Genomic DNA, 3,329 nt, shown 5'->3' on the forward strand with positions numbered 1-3,329 from the left:
GAAATAACTTCTGAACGGCTGTTGGTCTGATCGTTTGATGCATGTACTTTCTGACTGAAATCGGATGTAAACAGTTGCTCTACTCCTGCTGACTGTCCTTCGGTCATAACAGCTACGTAATGGTCAATGGCGAGATCTGCTGTGGAAAGGTTGACATTTGATTTTGTAGAGTTGTCTCCTGCAGGTTTTGCTGCTGCCATATTAAATGTAGATACTGCGATCAAGGCTGCTGCTGCAAATGTTTTTGCTATAGTGTTCATAATGTCTTTATATTATAGTTTGTTAGTTCTTATTTGTTGATTCAAAAGTAGGGTGTAAATCGCCCCTATCTTATGGCAATTAGACTAAACCAACTAAAAACTCGGTGAATGGTGGAAATGGCTAGGTGAAGTTGTGTGGATCGGGTAAACTCTTCAGCACAAATACGGAGCTTGTTTAAATGTTTAAATCAACTTTATAATAAATCACAAAACATGCTTATCTTGGGTTACTTGTTGTTATGATACGATACCAATCAAATTAAGACCAATGAAAATAGATAAATAATATGATTTTAATTTTTAATAAACAGTTTGTTACATTATCACTAATGGCAATTTTTGGATTAACAATTTTATCCTGTAACACAGATAATAAGTCTACAAATAATGAGACAATGAACGCAAACGATTTGACTTTGGGACCAGTTGTTCATGACACGCTAAATAATGACCAAATTGAAAAAATAACAAAAATTCAGATAGCCTTTTCGGAAGTTAATCCAAGCACTTTAGAAGAAACGATATCAAACTTTAAGAGAGACCAAAACGCTGATAATGAAATAGCTATTTGGCTAGCGATGGCTAGGGCATATGAAAAATTCATGTTAACACATAAAGAAATTGGTCTGGACAAAAAGAAAGAGGTATATCAACTCATCCTGATGCGTTCAATGGAAGATGAGGAAGCGATACTTGCGAAAGCTAATTTAACATTATTGAATAATAAAGAAATAGCTGAAATATTCAGTTATTACAACTTCGAAGCAAAACCGATCGCGGTCATACAAAAATAAAAAATAGCCAAAAAGAGTTTTCTTTATTAGTGAAACATCTGAAATTTTCAAACCACTGTCATCAATGTAATTTGAATAACGTTGCCAATGCTGGACAACGATAATGCATATCTAGCAGAAACAAGGGTGAAAATTACACATGAGCAATTACGTATAAATATATTTTAACTAAATTAAAGGTATGACGGTTAAAGAACAACTACAATCTCTTAGTAGCAAGAGTTACATTGCTGAAGATGGAGAATCTTATCAAATTGATTTACAGCCTCCTTATACTGATGAAGAAATTGAAAAATTAAAAAACCAGCTTCCAAATAATAATTTACCAGAAGAAATACATCAATTACTCTTGTATGCTCGCGGTTTTAAATTTGGACCACTTGAGAAGATTACTTTTGATACAGTGAATACCTTTGGTTTTGAAGATTTTTTCCCAAATACAATTCAACTCGCGGGAGACGGATTTGGAAATTTTTGGATTTTAGATTTAGATGAAAATGGCAAATGGGGCCATGTTTTTTATGTATGCCACGATCCAGCTGTTGTCATAAAACATTCCGAAAATCTAAAAGAATTTATTTTGCATATCGACGAATTTGGGGAAAAGGGAAAACAATCACATCTAGATCAGGTGCATGAGAAGTCCGTTTTCGATATATGGGAAAGAAACTACGGGTTGATACCAAGAGAAGCAATGCTACAATCTCATGATGAAGATATAATACGATTTGCTACACTATTTCCTGAAAATTATCTATTTGCGGATTTACAAAACAAATCAAATAATTCGGGTTTTGCTTGGGGAAAATTAGGATCGGATGTGTCACATATCAAGAGACATGAGTCGAAATTAATATGGGCATTCGAAAAATTGAATAAGAAAAAGGGCTTTTTCGCAAGGCTTTTTAGTAAATAATCTGTTGAAAATCCAAAGTAAAAATAACCAAAACAGCGTTGATTACTTCTTGTGCTTTAAATTTATAAAGTATTTTGTAGTTCCGATTATCAATACTTTTAATCTGAACAGATATACTAATGCGCGATTTAATTCATAATTTGCTTAGCCAATGGAAAGATTTAATGGAAGAAGAAGAATTAAACAAAAAAATATAATAGAGAACCGTAGCAGGAATAATGTGTCGCGCATGGATTTCGAAATTCTTGTCAACTTTTATAGAATCTGTAAAAAGAAAGGAATCACAAAAAGAGAAGTTTCCTTTCTATTCGGGAAGCATGATAAGTATTTCACTGAAATTCTCAATCCATTCAACAAAGAAGATATTAAATCGGAATTTCTTGATATTTTACCAAGCATTGCCTCTACAGGTATTCAGAAAATCATTCCAAACCAACTTTTAAGTAAAGAAACTATAGATATTCAGGGTTCTTATATTTTTAAAAAAAATATTCAATCTGAATTAATCTACTATAAGTTTACTGTTTCCTTTATAGACGGCACAAAAAAAAATTATAGATGGAAAATTGAAATCAATAAAGGAAATCGTGCACAGGTAAATAATGATTTATTAAAAATTTTAAAGAAACTTATCTCAAATGGATATTTTAACAAACCTAAATATGCACTTACCTTATATCTGTTTCTTAAAGAAAAATTGAAATTAAAACTTAGTCCTCTTTCTCTCCAAATCGCTCTATCAAAACTCATCAATAAAAAGATTGATCCAGATTATGTTTTGGAAAAAGGAGTTAATAACAATAGGATCGTTTACGGTAAAGTAATGACTGCTAAAGACATCTTTTCAAATTTTTGTCAAAACAATAATATCTGGATTTCTAAATATGAACCACTTAAACATATTTCATCTTTGTTTTTTATATGGTATCAAGATATTGATCAAAATGATAAATTGCTTACATGGAAAAATGGAAAGATCCTATATGCTCACACGATTAACTCCAGTTACTTAAGGATAATGACAAAAGCTTTAATCCTCCTATTAATTTAGCACAATGGCTACTTAACATGAAGGATTTATTACCATCGGAAGCTATCATTTACTCGCCCAATCGAATAATGAAAGGTTTTGCAAAACAAGATATTCCAGATGATATATTAGAAGATTACGTAAATCTCATTAATGTAATTGGTGATTTAGCTTATCAGGAGAAACAGTATGTAGAGCTCCTATAAGTACACGATAGTCCAGTGCTAAAAATGGTTTGGAATTACTACAATTATCATTATCTATTCAAATCAAAAAAGAACGAAGAATTAGGGTTCGACAGAAATGAATTTAAAATTGCCTTAAAACAA

At 31.6% G+C, this 3,329-nt stretch carries 5 protein-coding genes; 4 read left to right on the top strand and 1 reads right to left on the bottom strand.

The annotated features are described in order from the left end of the window. Positions 1 to 260 (bottom strand): hypothetical protein (locus tag C8N37_RS22610; RefSeq protein ID WP_146171132.1); only part of this gene is annotated, 260 nt, incomplete at its 3' end. 395 nt (positions 261 to 655) lie between these two features. On the opposite strand from C8N37_RS22610, the gene C8N37_RS22615 reads away from it, so the two are divergent. The 4 genes from C8N37_RS22615 (at position 656) to C8N37_RS22905 (ending at position 3,206) form a co-directional block, all read left to right on the top strand. Continuing rightward, positions 656 to 1,054 (top strand): hypothetical protein, encoded by a 399-nt coding sequence (locus C8N37_RS22615; RefSeq protein ID WP_146171133.1) that lies wholly within the window; start codon positions 656 to 658, stop codon positions 1,052 to 1,054. A gap of 181 nt (positions 1,055 to 1,235) precedes the next feature. After that, a complete protein-coding gene (locus tag C8N37_RS22620) occupies positions 1,236 to 1,970 on the top strand; it encodes an SMI1/KNR4 family protein (protein WP_108161034.1) in 735 nt (244 codons plus the stop codon). Positions 1,971 to 2,121: 151 nt separating this feature from the next. Then, on the top strand, positions 2,122 to 3,021 hold the full coding sequence (locus C8N37_RS22625) for a hypothetical protein (RefSeq protein WP_108161035.1): 900 nt from the start codon (positions 2,122 to 2,124) through the stop codon (positions 3,019 to 3,021). A gap of 17 nt (positions 3,022 to 3,038) precedes the next feature. Then, positions 3,039 to 3,206 carry a hypothetical protein gene (locus C8N37_RS22905; protein ID WP_170114585.1) on the top strand — a complete coding sequence of 56 codons (168 nt, stop codon included), beginning with the start codon at positions 3,039 to 3,041 and terminating at the stop codon, positions 3,204 to 3,206. The last annotated feature ends 123 nt before the right edge of the window (positions 3,207 to 3,329 follow it).

The sequence above is a fragment of the Sphingobacterium faecium genome, from assembly GCF_003054045.1.
GTDB lineage: Bacteria > Bacteroidota > Bacteroidia > Sphingobacteriales > Sphingobacteriaceae > Sphingobacterium > Sphingobacterium faecium.